The organism is Rhodococcoides kyotonense, assembly GCF_900188125.1.
GTDB lineage: Bacteria > Actinomycetota > Actinomycetes > Mycobacteriales > Mycobacteriaceae > Rhodococcoides > Rhodococcoides kyotonense.
Map to the genome: position 1 here is coordinate 83,335 of NZ_FZOW01000004.1, position 17,215 is coordinate 100,549.

21 protein-coding genes and 1 riboswitch are annotated in these 17,215 nt (G+C 66.1%); of the genes, 7 read left to right on the top strand and 14 right to left on the bottom strand.

Annotated elements, in window-relative coordinates; genetic code table 11:
- Window positions 1-10: 10 nt before the first annotated feature.
- From sodC to napA, 3 genes are all read right to left on the bottom strand, one after another.
- Window positions 11-703 (bottom strand): superoxide dismutase[Cu-Zn], encoded by a 693-nt coding sequence (sodC, locus tag CHB96_RS08115; protein WP_089244922.1) that lies wholly within the window; start codon window positions 701-703, stop codon window positions 11-13.
- 100 nt (window positions 704-803) lie between these two features.
- Entirely contained in the window at window positions 804-1,340 is a 537-nt protein-coding gene (locus CHB96_RS08120) for a LytR C-terminal domain-containing protein (RefSeq protein WP_176444201.1), read from the bottom strand.
- 42 nt (window positions 1,341-1,382) lie between these two features.
- Window positions 1,383-1,712, bottom strand: coding sequence for a nucleoid-associated protein NapA (gene napA / locus CHB96_RS08125; protein ID WP_089244926.1), 330 nt, complete (start codon window positions 1,710-1,712; stop codon window positions 1,383-1,385).
- Between the two features lie 242 nt (window positions 1,713-1,954).
- On the opposite strand from napA, the gene CHB96_RS08130 reads away from it, so the two are divergent.
- The 3 genes from CHB96_RS08130 to CHB96_RS08140 are packed head-to-tail and all read left to right on the top strand — an operon-like array spanning window position 1,955 to window position 4,341.
- A complete protein-coding gene (locus tag CHB96_RS08130) occupies window positions 1,955-2,545 on the top strand; it encodes a peptide deformylase (RefSeq protein ID WP_089245433.1) in 591 nt (196 codons plus the stop codon).
- Between the two features lie 16 nt (window positions 2,546-2,561).
- Window positions 2,562-3,491: an N-acetylglutamate synthase, CG3035 family gene (locus CHB96_RS08135; protein WP_089245435.1), complete on the top strand. Its 930-nt coding sequence runs from the start codon at window positions 2,562-2,564 to the stop codon at window positions 3,489-3,491.
- Window positions 3,492-3,540: 49 nt separating this feature from the next.
- On the top strand, window positions 3,541-4,341 hold the full coding sequence (locus CHB96_RS08140; RefSeq protein WP_089245437.1) for an exodeoxyribonuclease III: 801 nt from the start codon (window positions 3,541-3,543) through the stop codon (window positions 4,339-4,341).
- Here CHB96_RS08140 and CHB96_RS08145 read toward each other — a convergent pair.
- The 3 genes from CHB96_RS08145 to CHB96_RS08155 form a co-directional block, all read right to left on the bottom strand.
- Window positions 4,311-4,883 (bottom strand): hypothetical protein, encoded by a 573-nt coding sequence (locus tag CHB96_RS08145; RefSeq protein WP_089244928.1) that lies wholly within the window; start codon window positions 4,881-4,883, stop codon window positions 4,311-4,313. The two genes, CHB96_RS08140 and CHB96_RS08145, sit on opposite strands and share 31 nt — an antisense overlap.
- Before the next feature lie 172 nt (window positions 4,884-5,055).
- Complete coding sequence (locus tag CHB96_RS08150; protein WP_089244930.1) at window positions 5,056-5,379, bottom strand: GNAT family N-acetyltransferase; 324 nt, start codon at window positions 5,377-5,379, stop codon at window positions 5,056-5,058.
- 75 nt (window positions 5,380-5,454) lie between these two features.
- Window positions 5,455-5,787 carry a GNAT family N-acetyltransferase gene (locus CHB96_RS08155; RefSeq protein WP_089244932.1) on the bottom strand — a complete coding sequence of 111 codons (333 nt, stop codon included), beginning with the start codon at window positions 5,785-5,787 and terminating at the stop codon, window positions 5,455-5,457.
- A gap of 253 nt (window positions 5,788-6,040) precedes the next feature.
- On the opposite strand from CHB96_RS08155, the gene thiD reads away from it, so the two are divergent.
- A complete protein-coding gene (thiD, locus tag CHB96_RS08160) occupies window positions 6,041-6,895 on the top strand; it encodes a bifunctional hydroxymethylpyrimidine kinase/phosphomethylpyrimidine kinase (protein ID WP_089245440.1) in 855 nt (284 codons plus the stop codon).
- Here the strand turns inward: thiD and CHB96_RS08165 are convergent.
- The 7 genes from CHB96_RS08165 to thiO form a co-directional block, all read right to left on the bottom strand.
- Window positions 6,857-7,663: an adenylate/guanylate cyclase domain-containing protein gene (locus CHB96_RS08165; RefSeq protein WP_089244934.1), complete on the bottom strand. Its 807-nt coding sequence runs from the start codon at window positions 7,661-7,663 to the stop codon at window positions 6,857-6,859. The genes thiD and CHB96_RS08165 overlap by 39 nt on opposite strands.
- 31 nt (window positions 7,664-7,694) lie before the next feature.
- A complete protein-coding gene (locus CHB96_RS08170; protein ID WP_089244936.1) occupies window positions 7,695-9,173 on the bottom strand; it encodes a M28 family peptidase in 1,479 nt (492 codons plus the stop codon).
- A 91-nt stretch (window positions 9,174-9,264) separates the two neighbouring features.
- A complete protein-coding gene (locus CHB96_RS08175) occupies window positions 9,265-10,062 on the bottom strand; it encodes an ABC transporter permease (RefSeq protein ID WP_089244938.1) in 798 nt (265 codons plus the stop codon).
- Window positions 10,062-11,006, bottom strand: a complete 945-nt coding sequence (locus tag CHB96_RS08180) for an ABC transporter ATP-binding protein (RefSeq protein WP_089244940.1) — start codon at window positions 11,004-11,006, stop codon at window positions 10,062-10,064. Before CHB96_RS08180 ends, CHB96_RS08175 begins: the two co-directional genes overlap by 1 nt.
- Before the next feature lie 148 nt (window positions 11,007-11,154).
- Window positions 11,155-11,907 carry a thiazole synthase gene (locus CHB96_RS08185; RefSeq protein ID WP_089244942.1) on the bottom strand — a complete coding sequence of 251 codons (753 nt, stop codon included), beginning with the start codon at window positions 11,905-11,907 and terminating at the stop codon, window positions 11,155-11,157.
- A 28-nt stretch (window positions 11,908-11,935) separates the two neighbouring features.
- A complete protein-coding gene (gene thiS, locus CHB96_RS08190) occupies window positions 11,936-12,133 on the bottom strand; it encodes a sulfur carrier protein ThiS (RefSeq protein WP_089244944.1) in 198 nt (65 codons plus the stop codon).
- The gene (gene thiO, locus CHB96_RS08195; RefSeq protein WP_089244946.1) at window positions 12,130-13,182 is read right to left on the bottom strand and encodes a glycine oxidase ThiO; all 1,053 of its coding nucleotides are present in this window, start codon (window positions 13,180-13,182) and stop codon (window positions 12,130-12,132) included. The genes thiS and thiO overlap by 4 nt, the downstream gene beginning before the upstream one ends.
- Window positions 13,182-13,294, bottom strand: a riboswitch (TPP riboswitch). It overlaps the preceding gene by 1 nt.
- Window positions 13,295-13,320: 26 nt before the next feature.
- On the opposite strand from thiO, the gene thiE reads away from it, so the two are divergent.
- The gene (thiE, locus tag CHB96_RS08200; RefSeq protein ID WP_089244948.1) at window positions 13,321-14,013 is read left to right on the top strand and encodes a thiamine phosphate synthase; all 693 of its coding nucleotides are present in this window, start codon (window positions 13,321-13,323) and stop codon (window positions 14,011-14,013) included.
- Here the strand turns inward: thiE and CHB96_RS08205 are convergent.
- Window positions 14,002-14,850, bottom strand: coding sequence for an NUDIX domain-containing protein (locus CHB96_RS08205; RefSeq protein ID WP_089244950.1), 849 nt, complete (start codon window positions 14,848-14,850; stop codon window positions 14,002-14,004). The two genes, thiE and CHB96_RS08205, sit on opposite strands and share 12 nt — an antisense overlap.
- An 82-nt stretch (window positions 14,851-14,932) precedes the next feature.
- Between CHB96_RS08205 and CHB96_RS08210 the strand changes: the two genes are divergently transcribed.
- The gene (locus CHB96_RS08210; RefSeq protein ID WP_089245442.1) at window positions 14,933-16,237 is read left to right on the top strand and encodes a GlnX family signal transduction membrane protein; all 1,305 of its coding nucleotides are present in this window, start codon (window positions 14,933-14,935) and stop codon (window positions 16,235-16,237) included.
- Window positions 16,234-17,211, top strand: coding sequence for a transporter substrate-binding domain-containing protein (locus tag CHB96_RS08215; RefSeq protein ID WP_089244952.1), 978 nt, complete (start codon window positions 16,234-16,236; stop codon window positions 17,209-17,211). The genes CHB96_RS08210 and CHB96_RS08215 overlap by 4 nt, the downstream gene beginning before the upstream one ends.
- Window positions 17,212-17,215 lie beyond the last annotated feature (4 nt).

A 17,215-nucleotide genomic window follows, 5' to 3' on the forward strand; every position in this document is an offset into this window, starting at 1 on the left:
CGAGAAGGTCCTATTCCAGAACAGCGCAAGCGACGCGGCCACCGGCGTCGCCGGTTGCGAGCGTGTTCGCGTCGGGGACTGCTGCGCCGTCGGGCAGCGTGTAGCGGGTCGGGATGTTCGCGAAGTTGTCGGCACCTTCGTGGATGATGACCGCGCGACCGCCGTCGGCACGCAGATCGTCGAGGGTGACGGCGTCGGTCGTCGTCACGAGCGTGCCCGTGCCGTCCTCACCGACCTGCAGCGACGTCAAATCGCCGCTCGCCGGGTGTTCGGTGCGGCCGTCGATCTGCAGGTGGCCACCGGCGGACAGGAAGCTGCCGGGCTCGCCGCCCGTCGGGGCCGTGGAGTTCGGCTCGCACTGGCCGACGGAGTGGATGTGGAGGCCGTGGAAGCCGGGCGTCAGACCCTCTGCCTCGACGGTGACGACCAGGTGGTCACCTTCTTCGACGAACGAGACCGTGCCGACGCTGGTGCCCGACGCGTTCTCGAACTCGGCTTCGACCGTGCTCTCAGGGTTGTCGGCGGCGACGCCGTGTCCGCTCGGGTCCTCGTGTCCGGTCCAGACCGGGGGCGTCGTGCCCGGGACGTCGGACGGCGTCTCGGGTGCGCTGCAGGCAGCCAGGCCGAATGCTGCAACAGCGACGACCGGAGTCGCGAAACGCCAGGAGCGCATCTTCGATCGGGCTGTACTTGTCGGTGCCATGGAAGAAGCTCCTTCGTGGGGCCGGCTGGACGATTGCGTCGATCTTAACTATGCCCGGTAGTACTACCGGCCCACAGGGGTTCGACAGCGAGTACTGCAACTACTGGGTCACCATGACGATGACGCCGGTGCCGAAACCGGACAACGTGGACGGGCGAGCCTGTGCCGTCGCGCCGAGCTGTTGCGCGATCTGCTGAGCCGCAGCCTGCTCGCCCTGGCCGGTGCCGTAGTAGACCGTCGTCGACGGGATCTGGGATGCGGCATAGTTGCCGGTTTCCGCAATGGTCCAGCCGTCGGAGGTCAGGGTCGCCGCGGTGTCGGCGGCGAGACCGGACACGTCGCTGTTGTTGAGGACGCGCACTTCGACGTCGGCGGGATCGACCGACGTGGTCGCAGCCGTCGTCGTTGCAGCCGAGGACCCGGACTCGGGCTCGGCAGTCGGTGCAGGCGCGACCGCGGACGTCGCCGGGGCTTCCGTCTGCTCGCTGGTGGTATCGGAGGCGGCTGTGTCTTCGCTGTCGTCCGAACCGGTCAAAGACAGTGCACCGATTGCCGCGAACAGGATCGCCAGCGAGATCAACACCATTGCCAGAGCGCGGAGCGGAGGACCGGACGATTCCGGGTTAGGACTGCTCACACTGGAAGACAGTAGTTGATCGGGTTCGTGCGCTTACGCACGTCAGACCTCGAAGCCCAGCCTGCGAGCCGCGCGGGCCTTCTGCCTGCTCGCACGCAGACGACGAAGTCGCTTGACCAACATCGGATCCGCAGCGAGAGACTCGGGGCGATCCACGAGCGCGTTCAGGACCTGGTAGTACCGGGTGGCGGACATCGAGAACAGTTCCTTGATGGCCTCTTCCTTCGCGCCGGCGTACTTCCACCACTGACGCTCGAAGGACAGAATGTCGTGCTCGCGACGAGTCAGGCCGTCGTCGCCGACCTCGTTGGGGTTCTGGGCTTCGTCCGACTTCGGAGACTGGTTCGAGTCACGCGCTGCAGCGCCGTCCATCTCACTCCTCGACTTCTCGGACCCGCATCAACGGAGTCATGTTCTGATCATTCGTGCCGGCCCCCTCGGCCCGCGTCGACGTTCCCAGCGGGGCAGTCGACGCGAATTACACGCGTGTGTTTCTCAGCTGTTATTCAACCACGATGAGCACGGACGACCGTGAGGTAGCGATACTCGCGGCGAGTCGCTCTGCATTCACCGCGTGCACGGTCACAGCTCGCTCGCCACTATTCTTGGCAACCATGGCAATTCTCCCCATCCGGATCGTCGGCGACCCGGTGCTGCACACCCCTACCGAACAGGTCACCAAGACCCCCGCCGAACTTGCCGAACTCTTCGCGGACATGTACGAGACGCTCGACGCCGCAAACGGTGTCGGACTCGCTGCGAACCAGGTCGGCCTACCGCTGCGACTGTTCATCTACGACTGCCCCGACCAGGGCCCGGACGGAAAGATGATCCGCCGCAAGGGCGAGGTCGTCAACCCCGTCCTGGAGACGTCGGCCATTCCCGAGACGATGCCCGACCCCGAGGACGACGACGAGGGGTGCCTGTCCGTCCCCGGCGAGCAGTACCCGACGGGTCGCGCCGACTGGGCACGCGTCACGGGCACCGATGCGAACGGCGAGCCCGTCGACATCGAGGGCACCGGATTCTTCGCGCGCATGCTGCAGCACGAGGTCGGGCACCTGGACGGCTTCCTGTACGTCGACGTGCTGATCGGCCGCAACGCCCGGGCGGCGAAGAAGGCCATCAAACGCGCGGGGTGGGGCAAGCCCGGGCTGTCGTGGGTGCCGGGAACCGTCGAGGATCCTTTCGGTCACGAGGATTGATCTGTTGTCCGTTTCGCTGGGGGCCCGCGTCACGCTTCGCTACCGCCTGCCGCCCGGCCACAGTCATCCGATGACGGACGTGGTCGGCGAGCTGATCGAGCACGGCGAGACCGTCGTCGCGGTGCGGGCGCGGGACGGCCGCGTCGTACGGGTGTCTCCGGAACGCGTCGTCGCGCTGAAGGCCTTGGGGCCCCGCCCGATCCGGACGTCGGAGATTCGCGGGCTCGAACGCGCTGCCGCCGACGGGTGGCCGGGCGTCGAACAAGAGTGGGTAGACGGGTGGCTGCTGCGCGCCGGACATGGATTCACCGGCCGCGCGAACTCGGCGACTCCGATCGAGCCGGGCGCGTCGGTGGCGTCGGTCGACCGAATTTCCCGATGGTTCCATGCTCGACTGCTACCTCCCACGCTGCTGCTCCCCGACCGTCTCGGCTCGGTACCCGAGGGGTGGACGACACGCGACGAGACGCTCGTCATGGCCGCGGACATCTCCCGCGTGCAGTTGCCGGAGGAATCGGTGTCGCTGATCTCCGACACCCCCGACGACGACTGGCTCGGGTTGTACCGGTATCGCGGCCGACCCCTGCCCACCGGCGCGCTCGACGTCATCTCGTCGATCCGCGATGGCGTCGTCGGTTTCGGTCGCATCGGCTCGGCGGCCAGCGCGATGCTGGCGATCGGACGTGCCGCGGTGACGAACGCTCCCGACGGCAGGCGCTGGGTGGGCTTGACGGCCATCGAAGTCGCCGAAGCGCACCGACGCAACGGGCTCGGCACGCGGATCTGCGGAGAGCTCGTCGCGTGGGGCCGGAATCAGGGGGCGACGCACGCGTACCTGCAGGTGTCGGCGGAGAACTCGAACGCGATCGCGATGTACGAGGGTCTCGGGTTTCTGGAGCATCATCGCTACCGGTATGCGGCTCCGCATGTGCACGAAAATACATAACCCGCTGTGTATTTTCGTGCACGTGCGCTGAGCGCCTAGGGTGACGGTCGTGCGATTGGCTACCTGGAACGTGAACTCCGTCCGCTCTCGTCAGGATCGGATCGTCGACTGGCTCGGCCGGTCCGACATCGATGTGCTGGCGATGCAGGAAACCAAGTGCAAGGACGCGCAGTTCCCGTACGAGCGGTTCACGGACATCGGCTACGAGGTCGCGCACGTCGGCCTGAGTCAGTGGAACGGCGTCGCGATTCTCTCGCGCATCGGCCTCGACGACGTGCAGATCGGCTTCGAGGATCAGCCCGGCTTCAGCAAGGACCCCGAGGTCGAGGCGGTCCGCGAGGCGCGTGCGATCGGAGCGACGTGTGGTGGCGTCCGCGTGTGGAGCCTCTACGTCCCCAACGGCCGCGAACTCGCCGATCCCCACTACACCTACAAGCTGGAGTGGCTGGCGAAACTGCGCGCCGACGCCCAGGCCTGGGTCACCGCCGACCCGGAGGCCCAGATCGCGCTCGTCGGCGACTGGAACATCGCACCGACCGACGACGACGTCTGGGATCCGGCCCTGTTCGAGGGCAAGACCCACACGTCGCAGCCGGAGCGGGACGCGTTCGACTCGTTCACCGAAGCAGGCTTCACCGAGGTCACCCGTCAGTTCACACCCGAGCCGAAGACGTTCACGTACTGGGATTACACGCAGCTGCGGTTCCCGAAGAAGCAGGGTCTGCGCATCGACATGGCGTTGGCGTCACCGGCTCTCGCCGCCCGCGTCACCGGCGCGTCCATCGACCGCGAGGAGCGCAAGGGCAAGGGCGCGAGCGATCACGCACCCGTCGTCGTCGATATTTCCTGACGGGCGGGCTCTCGAGCCGACGGTGCGACGAGTAAGCACCCGGCCAGGATCAACAGCCCGTGTGCGACGCGCAACCACGGCGGCAGGAAGAACTGCGGCAGGAACAATGCGAATCCTGCTGCGAAGACGTACACCTGCCAACCGCCGATCCTGCGCGCGACCAGGACCGTCGCAACCGCGATCAAGATCAGCCCGGCGCCGAACATCACCGTCTGAGTCGGGCCGTACCTGATGGGTTCGGCGAGGTCGATCAGCGCGTAACTCCCGGTGTCCTGGGCCTCGCGGCCGAGTTCGTGCAGCGCGAACGTCTCGGCGCCGTAGTACGGCAGAACCAGTCCGACGCCGATCAGCAGGACGGGTGTCATCGAGTCGGCCAGCTGTCGGACGGCCAGCACCAGCGTCAGAAACCCGATCATCGCGCACACGTGGGCGGCGACCCACAGCGGCGACGCGAACGCCTCGGCTCCCGCCGGGCCGGTCTCTGTCGAGTACGGGCGGAGTATCGGATAGAGCGCGAACAGGATTCCTGTGACGACGAACATGAGCGCCCCTTCCACACGGAGAGCGGCGCTCTCACATGGAAGCAGTATTCACTCCAGCGGCCGTGGAATCAAGAGCAGTGCTCTCGCCGCAAGTCCGGACCGAATGCGCCCCTGACTCACTCAGAGTGACCGAATGTCACCCTCGCTCCGGAAACCGGCCCGCACCCACGACTCACTCAGCAACGAGATCGAGGAACTCGGGGTTTCGGGCGAGGTAGCGCCGGACGTACGTGCAGATCGGCACGATCCGCCACTCACGGTCCCGCGCGGTGTTCAGCGCCCCGCGGACGAGGACGCCCGCCCAGCCACGGTCGCCGAACTCTTCCTTGATGACCGTGTGCATGAATGCGATCGCACCGTCGTCCGCGTCGCGGTAGCCGAGGATGCCGACCAACTCGTCGCCGAGAAACAGGTCGAAGCGATTGTGGGCGCAGTTGTCCTCGATGCGCACCGCAGCGGTGACGGCCGCTCGAGACGTGAAGTCGATGTGATCCATGTCACTATGAGACCAGCCGTTCGACGACCCGTCGACTCTTTCGTAGCGATTCGACGCAACGACGAGTCTCAACCGTTACTTGTCGACAGGAACTACGACGTCGGCATAGTCGGGATTGGCTGCGATGAATCGCTGCACGTAGGTACAGACCGGCTTCACCTTCCAGCCGTACGACCGGGCGCTGTCGAGAGACCGCCGTACGAGGATCGCCGCGAGGCCCTGATGGCCGAAATCTTCGGTGACGACCGTGTGCATGAACGACACGACGTGCGCGCGCGAGCCGCGTTTGGGCTGACCTTCGAACTCGTAGAAGCCGACGATTCCGACCAGGTCGCCGTTGAGCCTGAGCTCGAAGCGATTCTGATCCCTGTTGATGGAAACATCGGCACTGGGACTACTGGCAAGCACGAGTCACCTCCTTACCGAGGACTGTTTACCGTGACCAATATGTGACCTACACCACTATTAAACAGTGAACCAAGGTGCTTGTCACCCGTTTGTCGCAACAAACCTTCGGTGCCGTAGGTCCGCAACGCAATTGCAACGGTGAGACTGGTAAGCGTCATAGCCCGTCGTCATCGACGTTGTGATGCAACAACATTCATGCTCGACCATGCATCTGTCGCGAGCGCCCGAACCCCCGAAGGTACTGTTCACTTCCGTGAAGTTCCTACCGCTGACCCCCAACGGATCGACTCCTGTCCGCGCGCTGACGATCGCAGGCACGGACTCCGGTGGAGGGGCCGGGATTCAAGCCGACAGCCGCACGATGGCGATGTGCGGAGTACATGCATGCGTCGCCGTCGCCGCGGTCACGGTGCAGAACACCGTCGGCGTCAGCGGATTCCACGAGATCCCTCCGACCGTCGTGGCCGATCAGATTCGCACCGTCGTCGGCGACATCGGAATCGGCGCAGCCAAGACGGGCATGCTGGCGTCGTCGGCGATCATCGAAGCGGTCACCGCGACGTGCATCGAGGTGGGAATCGGCAACGACGGCTCGATCCCGCTCGTCGTCGACCCGGTCTGCGCGTCGATGCACGGCGATCCCCTGCTGCACGAGGAAGCGCTCGACGCCGTCCGGCACACCCTCTTCCCCATCGCGACTCTCGTGACGCCCAATCTCGACGAGGTCCGGCTGATCACCGGAATCGACGTGGTCGACGATGCGTCGGCCCGTCGTGCGGCCGAGGCGCTGCATGCGCTCGGGGCGAGATATTCGCTGGTCAAGGGCGGGCACCTGCGGACGTCGGAGCAGAGCACCGACATCCTGTTCGACGGCAGCGAGTTCGTCGAGTTCACGAGCCCGCGTATCGACACCGGCAACGATCACGGCGGCGGCGACACCCTCGCCGCGGCGATCGCGAGCGCACTGGCCAACGGCTACTCGGTGCCCGACGCCGTCGCCTTCGGCAAGGAATGGGTCACGCGCTGCCTGGCTGCGTCGTACGACCTCGGTGCAGGCCACGGCCCGGTGTCACCGCTCTGGCGTCTGCACGAGTCGCAGGATTCGTAGGTCCTCGGGCACACCGTTGAGCTTCGGCGCGAAAAATCCACGACGGTAGGGCCGGGCGGTCAGACCGAGGTGTTCGAGCGTTCCCGGCGGCATGCGCTCGAGTGACCGCTGCGAGATCATCAGGTTCCCGTTGCCTCCGGTTTCCATGACGCGTGCGGCCACGGTGACGTCGACGCCGAGCCAGTCCGAGCCGATCTGCCGTGGATTGCCGGTGTGTATCCCGACGCGCATGGTCGGTGTGTAGCCGTCGATGTCGACGTCGGTCAGCGCGCTGCGGGCCGCGGCCACCGCATGCAGCGCCTTGTCCGGGCGATGGAAGACGGCCATCAAGCCGTCGCCCAGTCGTTTGACGACCCTTCCGCCGTGCATGTCGACGGCAGGTTCGACGGCTTTCGACACCTGCCGCAGCAAGGTCAGCGTGTCCGCGTCACCGGCGACGAGCGACCACGACGAGAACCCGACGAGGTCGGTGAACACGATGGTGACGTCGCGCTCGCCACGTCCTCGGCCGGCTCGCTCGAGCAGTGCCTGCCACAGCTGCAGTGCGCCGAGACCGAGCTCGCGTGAGGCTCCCGGCTCGTCGCCTCGAAACCGATCGGCGACGCGTGCGACGGCGAGTGCCGATCCCGGACCTGCCATCGAGAGGGGATCTCCGAACGACGGGTCGCCGGGAAGTATCTGCCGGACTCTACGTACCGCTTCGACTATCGCCGGCCTGCGATCGACCGCACGGACCCAGTCGATCGTCGACGTCCAGTACGAGGGCACGAACTCGAGCGTAACCGACGGTCACACTCATTCACTCCCCCGAACGAGCCTCCGTGCGGGCTGCGCCGACGGGCACGCCGTCCGGACCTTCGACGGATTGGGCGTACGTTCCGATGCCGTAGGCCACGGCCGACGCGTTCTCGGCGAGTGCTGCTCGGTCCACGTTCGCCAGGGTGTCCTCGGCGGTGTGGTAGTTCTGGTCGAACGCTTCGTCGGCCGTTCCACCCCACTTGGCGGCCTGTTCCGGTGTCTTGTCCTCGTCGGCACCGCTGAAGACGCCGCCCGCCGGGATGCCGACCTCGATGAACGGGCCGTAGTCGGAGCGGCCGTCGAAATCGGTACCGTCGGCCGCGATGCCTTCCTGCTGCAGACGCTGAAGGAAGACGCGCTCGATGGCGTCGGATCCGGCGGGACCTGCGGGTGCTCCGACCTTGTCCGAGTCATCACCGTCGTAGGCGAGGTAGCCGGCGTTGTGCGAGCCGATCATGTCGAAGTTCAGGTACAGCGCGATGTCGTTCTTGTCCTCGTCGCTGAGTCCCTCGACGTACTTTGCGGAACCGACGAGGCCGAGCTCCTCGGCGCCCCAGAACGTGAAGCGCACGGCGTTGGTGACGTCGGGTTCGCTGCCCATCTTCAGTGCCGTCTCGAGAACAGCTGCGGTTCCGGTTCCGTTGTCGTTGATGCCGGGGCCTTCGGGAACGCTGTCCAGATGCGCGCCCGCGACGACGACGTTCGCGGTGTCACCGGTCTTGGTCTGCGCGATCACGTTGCGGCTCTTGGTCGTTGTCGTCTCGGTGTCGAGCGTCAACGTCAACTCCGGCGCCGACGCCACGGCCGGCCCGTCCTCGAGACTCACGCCTGCGGTCGGGATGCGGGCGATGTCGGATCCACCGAGTGTTCCGCCGTCGAGCGGGCCGGGCTCGTTGTTGACGACGACGACGGCTGCGGCACCCAGATCTGCTGCGACCGTTTGCTTCTGGCCGAACGGGCACACGCCGCGGTCGACGACGACGATCGCGCCCGACGCGTCGAGGCCGTCGTAATCCGTTGCCTCACAACCGGGAGAGTCGTCCTTGGGCGCGGCGACGACGCGCGCGGTGACGCCACCGTCCGGCGTCGACGGCGAGTACGTCAGTGCACTGACGTCGAGTTGCTGCTCCCCTGCCGCGAGAGTCTGTGTGGTCGCCTCGAATTGGTCGAATTCGAACTCCGGCGTCTCGACGTCGAATCCTGCGGATTCCAACTCGTCGACGACGTAATCGACGCTGGCGTCGTATCCCGGTGTGCCTGCGGCGCGATTTCCGTTGTTGTCGATCGCGATTCGTTCGAGTTGCTCGAGATGCCCTACCACCGCGTCCTCGGTGACGGCGTCGGCGAGGCCGGGTCCGTCCGCCGTCGCAACGGGAGTGGGTGCAGAACTGGCCGGTTGTTCGTCCCCCGAGGAGGTCGAACAACCGGCCAGAACGAGCGTGCCGACTGCGAGACTTGCCACCAGTGTCATCCGTCGCATGCAAGCACCCTAGCGGGGATCAAGCCGAATGGCCGGATGATTCGCACCCACAATCGGCAGCCGGAGATCCAGCACCCTAGCGGCTGTGACGCTATGCGTCCCTGCGATTGGTGACGAAGAGCGCCGCTCCGAACACGATCGCGGTGAACACGATGAAGTAGATCAGGCTGCCGATCGGTCCCCAGTGGAAGTCGACTCCGCCGTCGGAGCCGAGGAAGTGACTGGCGTTGAGCCACGGAAGGAACGGCTGGATAGCGCGGCCGACCGATCCGAACAGACCGAACAGCGACTCGATGACCAAGGGCCACAGCAGCAGCAACGCGATGGCGCCTGCGGACTGCCTGAGCAACGCGCCGACGCCGACCGCGATGACGACCTGGAAGAAGGCGAGAATCGCGGTTCCGTAGATGACACGCCACGTGCCGTCGACGTCGAAGCTGAGCAGTGTTCCTGCGTCGGCTCCGGCGAAGGTCTTGGTCGTGTAGAACGCGACGAGACCGAGGACGAAGCTGAGCACGAAGGCGAACACGCCGATCAGCGCGGCCTTCGCGACCAACACGGAGCTGCGGTTGGGGATCGCCTGGAACGTCGTCCTGATGACGCCGAAGCGGTATTCGCTCGTGACCGTCAGCGCCGCGAGAATCATCAGAACCATGACGCCGAAGCCGCCGACGCCACTGCCCACCGAGTCGTAGACGGACGGCAGGTACGGCTCGTAGTCCGGCGTATTACCCTGCGCCACTTGGTCTTGATACGACGTCAGGCCGATCTTGGAGGTGATACCGACGACGGCCGCGAGTCCGATGCCGAACACGATGACTGCGATCGTGCACCACCACGGCGACTTCGTCGATGTGATCTTGATACGTTCTGCTGCCAAGACACCCATCAGAGTGCACCTCCCATTGTTTCGGTGCCTTCACCGTGGTACTGAACGTCCTGGCCCGTGAGCTTCATGAACGCTTCTTCCAAAGATCCTCGCTGCGAGGACAATTCGTGCAGAACGATGCCGTTGCGGCCGGCGATGTCGCCGATCGCGTCCGTCGTCGAGTCGACGACGACCAGACCCGGCTGCAGTTCGTCCGCCCCGGCGGGCTCGCGGACCGTCAATCCCGCGGAGGTCAATGCGCTGCGGAGGGCGTCGAGCTGAGGGCTTCGCACGCGCACCGACGCCTCGGATGCATGATCGATGAAGTCCTGGACGGACGTGTCGGACACGAGCTTGCCTCGACCGATGACGACGAGATGCTCTGCCGTCTGCGCCATTTCGGACAGCAGGTGACTGGAGACGAGGACCGTACGACCCTCGGCGGCGAGGCGCTGCATGAACTTACGGATCCAGACGATGCCCTCGGGGTCGAGGCCGTTGACCGGCTCGTCGAACAGGAGCACCTTCGGGTCACCGAGCAACGCGCCTGCGAGGCCGAGACGCTGCGACATACCGAGCGAGAAACCGCCCGCGTTCTTCTTGGCGACGTCGCTGAGTCCGACGAGGCGCAGGACCTCGTCGACCCGCGATTTCGGGATGCCGTTCGACGCGGCCATCCACTTGAGGTGAGCGCGCGCCGACCGGTTGGGGTGCACCCACTTGGCGTCGAGAAGTGCTCCGACGGTACGCAGTGGCTGCTTGAGCTGGTTGTACGGCTTACCCTCGATGAGGGCGGTGCCGCTGGTAGGGCGGTCCAATCCGAGGATCATCCGCATGGTCGTCGACTTGCCTGCCCCGTTGGGGCCGAGAAAGCCGGTCACGATGCCCGGCTTCACCGTGAAGGTCAGATCCTCGACCGCTTTGGTGGCACCGTACTGCTTGGTCAGTCCCGTTACTTCGATCATGTAACCAACTGTCCCTCACCCGGGCATACCTGTACATCGGCCTCGAGTCGCGACTCGAGTCATCCTTTCGGATGATGGAGGGGCTTCGCCCACGTGCACGAAAATACATAACCCACTATGTACTTTCGTGCACATGGGCCGAAGGCCCCTACGAGGGCGAGCTGGCCTGCGCCCAGAACCGCTTCGGAATCCGCCCCGCCCGGCGGGCCTCGAACCCAGCCGCGACGGCGTGCCGCATCGCCGACGCCATCAAAGCCGGATCTTTCGCACGTGTGACTGCGGTCGCGAGAAGCACTGCATCGCAACCCAATTCCATCGCAAGTGCAGCATCGCTCGCTGTTCCGATGCCGGCGTCGAGAATGACGGGCACCCCTGCGGCCTCGACGATCATCTCGATGTTGTGCGGGTTCGAGATGCCGAGACCAGTTCCGATCGGCGCACCGAGCGGCATGACGGCGACGCATCCGATGTCTTCCAGCCTGCGGGCCAGCACCGGATCGTCGGTCGTGTACGGAAGCACGTGGAATCCGTCGTCGACCAATTGTTCTGCGGCCTTGACCAATTCGATGGCGTCGGGCAGCAGGGTTCGCTCGTCGGCGATGACTTCGAGCTTGACCCAGTCGGTGTCGAGCGCTTCGCGGCCGAGCTGGGCCGTCAGCACTGCTTCCGCTGCTCCGCGGCACCCTGCGGTGTTCGGCAGCGGCGCGATGTTCAGCTTCCGAAGCAGGTCGAGCACTCCGGTGCCACCGGCGGCGTCGACGCGTCGCATCGCGACAGTGGTCAATTCGGTGCCGGATGCGACGAGCGCGTCCTCCAGAACCGTCAGATTGGCGGCCCCGCCGGTGCCCATGATGAGCCGCGAATCGAAGGCCTTGTCGGCAATCTCGAGTACCTCAGCCACGCCGGGAGTGGAGCCTGCGGAACGACCCTTAACCACCCTGCACCGCCGTGAGAATCTCGACGGTACAACCCTTTTCGACGGTCGTGACGTCCCACCGACTCTTCGGGAGCACGACGCCGTCGACCGCGACGGCGATGCCCTTCTCCGGCATGGACAGCTGGTCGAGCAGCTGACGCATGGTGACGTCGTCGTCGAGAACGTGGTCCTGCCCGTTCACGGTGATCATGGTGTCCTACCTATCTCGAATCGGGCTGGGTCTGCAGCCTTCGTCTCGGGGAGTTCGTCGCCGGCGAGTAGTGCGGCGACGGCGTCTGCGGTGATGGGTGTCAACAGGATTCCGTTGCGCCCGTGGCCCGACGCGACGATGACGCGGTCGGAGATCCTGCCGATCACGGGCAGCCCGTCGGGACTCATGGGACGCAGTCCGGCGGCGGTCTCGTACAGCTCGTATTCGCCGATGCTGGGCATGAGGCGTTCGGCGTCGGCGATGAGATCACGCACCCCGGCGACGGTGACCTGCGTGTCGTCACCGGACTCGTACTGCGTCGCGCCGACGACCAGGCCGTCGCCGCGTGGAACGAGGTAGATCGGACGACCGTGGACGCTGCCGCGAATGGTGCGTGTAGGCGCCGGAATCGCGCTCGACCTGCGCCGCAGCCGCAGAATCTCGCCTTTCACCGAACGGACGGGCATGCCGGGCAACAGTGCTGCCGTGTGCGAACCCGCGGCGACGACGACCTGGTCGGCATCCAGCGCGTCGAGATCGGTGACGGCCTCGGCGACGAACTCGACCCCCGCGGCCGCTTTCTGCAGCGCCGCGACGAGCAACCGATTGTCGACGGCGAATTCGGTGGGCGCGAGGAGCCCGAGGCGGATGTTCTGCGCGAGCGAGGGTTCGAGTTCTCGGATCTCGGCACGCCCCAGCACGGAGAGCTCATGCCCCTGCGCCCCGACGAATTCGGCGATGGTGCGCAGGTCGGCGGCATCGGCGGCGTCGAGTGCGACGGTGAGCGATCCGCTCGACGAGAACACGTCGTCGGGAAGCGATCGCGCGAACTCCGGCCACCGTGCCAGCGACTGTGCACCCAGCTCGAGCAGGTCGTGTTCGCCGGGCCATCCCTCCGACAAGGGCGCGAGCATGCCACCTGCCACCCAGGAGGCTCCTGATCCGACGGACGGGTCGTACAGGTGGACCGACCAGCCGTCACGCGCCGCGCGTGCGGCCACCGACAACCCGATGACACCGCCACCGACGACGGCCAGGGACTTGGACATTCTCTTTCCACCTCACTCCCTGCGCCGGCATGATCCGGTTCAGGTATTGACGGTAAGGACGGGCGTGTCCACTCTCAGCCCTGCGAACCCCAGGACTCCCGTGTATGTATCGACTCCCGACAGACTACCGTTTGCTGTGTGCATCCCACTTCGAGTCCCCAGAACGAGACGGCGCGCGAGCGTTTGGCGTCGGCTCGCCTGTACCTGTGCACCGACGCCAGGCGTGAGAAGGGCGATCTAGCCCAGTTCGCCGAGGCTGCGTTGTCCGGTGGCGTCGACATCATCCAGCTTCGCGACAAGAACTCCGCCGGTGAGCGCGAGTTCGGCCCGCTCGAGGCGAAGGACGAACTGGCTGCGTTGGCGATTCTGTCGGCGGCGACCAAACGCCACGGCGCGCTGCTGGCCGTGAACGACCGCGCGGACCTCGCGCTGGCGTCGGGCGCCGACGTACTGCATCTCGGTCAGGGCGACCTGCCGGTGCATTACGCACGCCAGATTCTCGGCGACGACGTGCTCATCGGCCGGTCGACGCAGAATCGCAACCAGGCGAGTCTCGCCGCGATCGAGGACGGCGTCGACTACTTCGCGACGGGTCCGGTCTGGGCGACGCCGACGAAGCCCAATCGCAGCGCAGCTGGACTCGAACTGGTCCGCAGTACCGCGGAATCGGCGCCGACGCGGCCGTGGTTCGCCATCGGTGGCGTCGACGCGACCAACGTCGACGAGGTGTTGGCGGCCGGGTGCGAGCGGATCGTCGTCGTGCGGGCCATCACGCAGGCACGCGATCCGCAGGCCGCGGCTCGGGAACTGTCGCAGAAGCTACGAGGCTGACTCCAGCCACGACAACACCGTCGACGGCGCCAGCACCTGAACGGACGTCGGCAGTCGCTGTTGCAGTCCGCGGTCGGCGGTGACGAGCGCGGTCAGGCTGTCCGCTGCGGCAGCGCGTCGGGCGAGTTCGTCGTCGCCGCTGCCGGGCGCGTGAATGACCGGGATGCGTGCGTCGTCGAACGTTGCTCGACGCGCCTCGCCCTCGAGAACCGCGTCGATGTGCGTCAGCCAGCCGAAGTCTCCGCCGGGGAGTTCGACGGTGCGCGGCACCGCGTCGGCGAGCGACGTCAGCAGCTCACCCGTAGCGCCGCTGCGATCACGCCACCAGCCGTTGGGGCGTGAGCCGAGCACGTTGGCGGTGTCGAGCAGGATGCGCAGCGGCATGGTGCGCAGGGTCGGCCAACTGATCTCGAAGCCCGGATGCAGCGGCAACTGGTCCACCACGTGCTCGGGAACCCAACGCAGCTCGGTGCTTTCACCGTTGGGCGTCGTCGCGAGCTGACTCGGAGTGTCGGCGACGACGGTCGTGTAGGTCCATTCACTGTCGGCTCGTGCGGTGACTTTCTCGCCGCGCACGTGCACGTGCTCGGCCGTGATGCCCGCTTCTTCCTCGGCCTCGCGCACCGCGGCGTGGACGGTGGTCTCGTGACTGTCCCGCGCCCCGCCCGGCAGGGCCCACGTTCCGCCTTGATGCGACCACGGAGCGCGGTGTTGGAGCAGCACCGTCGGGGTGCCGTCGGCCGAGGGCGCGCGCAACAGCAGACCTGCGGCGCCGTGCTTTCCCCAGTGCCGCGTGCCGTTCTCGCCTACAACCCACCCGTCGCCGTCGCCGCGCATACGACACACCTTAGGTGAACCGACGTGGGGTGTGTTCACCGTCCGAGTACACGGGCGTGCTGCTACTTATATGCTCGGGCATGTGACTGTGGTCGGCACTACACCCTCTGCTGCCGTACCTCCTACGACTGCAGCATCCACCGCGGACAGCGATTCGCGTCGCGATCTGCAGCGGTTGGTGCGGTCGACTCCCGTGCGCATGATCGCCTTCGGGGTCCTTCTCGTCGTGTCGTTCGTTGCGTCCGGAGTCGTGACGTCCGTGGCGGTCGCCGATCGCGCCGAGACACTCGACACGCTGCTCGTTCGCACCGAGCCGCTGGCCAATTCGGCTCAGAATCTCTACGGCGCCTTGTCCGTCGCCGACGCGGCCGCGTCCACTGCGTTCCTCGCCGGGGGTCTCGAGCCGCAGGAGACGCGCGACCGGTACACGCAAGCGATCGGCGACGCGGGTGCCGAGATCGTCCGGGCATCCAACGGTCTCGGCGACACCGACGACGACGCGCGCATGGTCTTGATGGAAATTGCTGCCGGTTTGCCCGTGTACACCGGGCTCGTCGAAACTGCACGCACCAACAATCGCGTCGGAAATCCCGTCGGCGCTGCGTACCTCGGTGAGGCGTCGAACCAGATGCAGACGGTGCTGCTCCCCCGCGCCGAGCGCCTGTACACCGACCAGTCCGCGCGTGTCGCGGCCGATCAGGAGCGGTTCACGCGTCCACCGCTGTTCGCGATCGCGTTGATCGTGGCGTGCCTGGCCTTGCTCGTACTCGCGCAGATCTTCCTGTCCAAGCGCACCAATCGCACGTTCAACTGGGGATTCCTCGGCGCCACCGCGACGATGGCCATCTTCCTCGGCTGGATGCTCGTGGGCGGACTGATCTCGTCGACGGCCACCGACCGCGCCCTCGAGCGAGGCGTCGACCCGCTCGAGAATCTCACGTCCGGTTTCATCCTCGCCCAACAAGCACGCGCCGACGAGACTCTCGACCTCGTGCGACGCGGCAGCACCCGCGGATACGACGCCGAATTCACCTCCAACACAGACAAATTGACGACCTTGTTCGCCGACGACCCGGACATCACCGAGACGTTGGCAGCGTGGAAGGCCTCGCACGGAAGAATCGCCGACGCCTTGCGCACGGGAGATTTCAACTCGGCGGTGACCATCACGACGGGCAGCGGCGTCCTCGATTCGTCGGCCCAGTTCCGCGCATTGGACGGCAAACTGGTCGACGGCATCGAGCAGGCTCGAATCGAGCTGCGCGGCAACGTCCTTCGAGCCAAAGCCGCATTGGGCGGATTGACTTCCGGCGCAGTGACGTTGACGATCGTCGCTGCCGCAGCCGTCGGGGCAGGCATCGCACCGAGACTTCGGGAGTACCTGTGAAACGTACTGTGGCTCTTGCGGTTCTCCTTCTGGTCGCACTGCTGACGGTGGGCTGTACGACGCAGCCTGCGATCCCGACGGTCCCCGACGTCGACTACTCCGAGCAGCCGTTCCCCGACGGCGCAGGACCGGCAAGTACGTCGCCGGACCCGGCAGCACCCGATGCGCAGTGCACCAGGCCCACCGCCAGCTTGCGGCCGACCCCTGCCGGACTCGTCCCTGCCCCACCGACTCCGACCGTCGACGCCATCCGCGAACGCGGCCGGCTCATCGTCGGACTCGACACCGGGAGCAACCTCTTCTCGTTCCTCGAACCGATGGACGGCAAACTCGTCGGCTTCGACGTCGACATCGCACACGAGATCGCCCGCGACCTGTTCGGTGACCCCGACCGCATCGACTTCCGCATCCTCACCTCCGCCGAACGTATCGAGGCACTGCAGGATTCGAGCGTCGACGTCGTCGTGAAGACGATGACCATCACGTGTGCACGCAAGGAGCAGGTGTCGTTCTCGACCGTCTACTTCCAGGCGCAGCATCGAGTGCTCGCGGTGCGGAACTCCGGGATCAACGGCGTCGCCGATCTCGCGAACCGGCGCGTGTGCGCGGTCGACGGCACGACGTCGCTTCGACGCCTCGAACGCATCGTGCCGACAGCGCAGATCGTGACGGCTGCGATGTGGTCGGATTGCCTTGTCGTACTACAACAACGACAGGTCGACGCCATCAGCACCGACGACACCATTCTCGCCGGTCTCGCCGCGCAGGATCCCTATCTCGAACTCGTCGGCGCCAGTCTGAGCCCGGAATCGTACGGCGTAGGGATCAAGAAGGAGAGCGAGGACTTGGTCAGAGAAGTCAACGGCACGTTGGAACGCATCCGCGCCGACGGCACCTGGAACCGCCTGTATTCGCGCTGGCTCACGGTCATGGGAGCCTCGCCCGGACCACCGTCCCCGTCGTACGTGGACTGAGCGC